1 protein-coding gene is annotated in these 1,431 nt (G+C 70.3%); it reads right to left on the bottom strand.

What is annotated here, in order from left to right:
• Nucleotides 1-82: 82 nt before the first annotated feature.
• Nucleotides 83-1,431, bottom strand: a 1,349-nt coding sequence (locus tag V7067_RS16750) for an NAD-glutamate dehydrogenase domain-containing protein (RefSeq protein ID WP_334177032.1), incomplete at its 5' end; no start/stop codon positions are given.

Here is a 1,431-nt window from a genome sequence, read left to right as displayed (position 1 = left end):
GATGCAGACCACGAAAAAGCCCCCGGCGTCGGCGACGCCGGGGGCTTTGTTTTCAGGGCGGCCCGCAGCCGGCCGCCGGCGATCAGGACTGCGCCAGATCGCCGATGAGGCCGGCCGCCACGGTGAGGCGGGCCACCGTCATGTCGGTGCCCGCGATCTCGTCCACGGCCTGACGGATGCGCCCGGCCGCCGGATTGGCCGCAAGCCACGCATCGACCGCCGCCTCGCCGCTGCCGACCGTGGCGATTTCGGCCGCAATGGCCCGCACCGCCGCCGCGATGCGCTCCAGAGCGCGATCCAGCGCCAGACGGTCGTAATAGTCCGACACCGGAATGGCCGCCGCGCGGGCGGCGAGGTTCTCGATGCGCAGCCGCAGCGCCACCGCGAACAGTGCGCTGCCGACATCGACCACCGGCCGCTGCAGCCGGCCGGCGACCACCACGGCATCCGGCGCCAGCAGCAGCGCCTTCAGCGCCGCAATGCGCAGGGCAAGCGTCTCCGGCACGCCCTTCTGCACCAGTTCGCCGGCGATTGCCCGGCGCATGTCCTCAAAAGCCGCCGGCAGCGCGGTGCCGAGGCTGGCGGAAAGCGCATCGATGCCGCCGCGGAAACGCGCCACGATGGCGTCGAGCCCTTCGCGGAAATCGACATTGCGCACGAACCACACCGTGCGCGAGCGCACGATCTCGGCCACGGCCTCATAGAGACCGAGCTGCACCTGCCCGTCGATGCGGTTATCGAGGGCATCGATCTCCGCATAGAGCGCCCCGAGGCGGTAGCTGTCGAACGCCGCCGCGAATGCCGCGGCGATGGTGGCGACATCGGCCCCGGTCTCGTCGGCAAGGCGCACGGCAAAGGCCGGGCCGCCGCGGTTGATCACATCGTTCGCCATGATGGTGGCGATGATCTCGCGCCGCAGCCGGTGGCTTTCGATGGCATCCGGATAGCCCTCGCGCAGCGGCCGCGGGAAATAGTCCGCCAGATCGCGCGCCAGATAGGGATCGTCCGGCATGGAGGAGGCCAGCAGGTCGTCATAGAGCGACAGCTTGCCATAGGCGAGCAGCACCGCCAGTTCCGGCCGCGCCAGCGCCTCGCCGCCGCGCACCCGCGCGGCGATGGTCGCATCGTCCGGCAGGAACTCCACGGCGCGGTCGAGCAGCCCGCGCTTCTCCAGACTCTGCATCAGGCGCTGCTGGAAGCCGATATCGGCCAGTCCGCGCCGCTCGGCCAGCGACAGCGCCAGTGTCTGGCGATAGTTGTTGGTCAGCACCAGATGCGCCACGTCGTCGGTCATGGCGGCAAGCAGCGCATCGCGGCCGCGGCGGTCGAGGCGACCGTCGTGCACCGGCGTCGCCAGCGCGATCTTCAGGTTCACTTCCACGTCGGAGGTGTTGACGCCGGCCGAGTTGTCGATGGCGTCGGAGTTGATGC

Source organism: Pseudoxanthobacter sp. (assembly GCF_036822375.1).
Taxonomy (GTDB): Bacteria; Pseudomonadota; Alphaproteobacteria; order Rhizobiales; family Segnochrobactraceae; genus Pseudoxanthobacter.
Note: the sequence above shows the minus strand (reverse complement) of the source record. Positions and strands in the feature narration are given on the sequence as shown.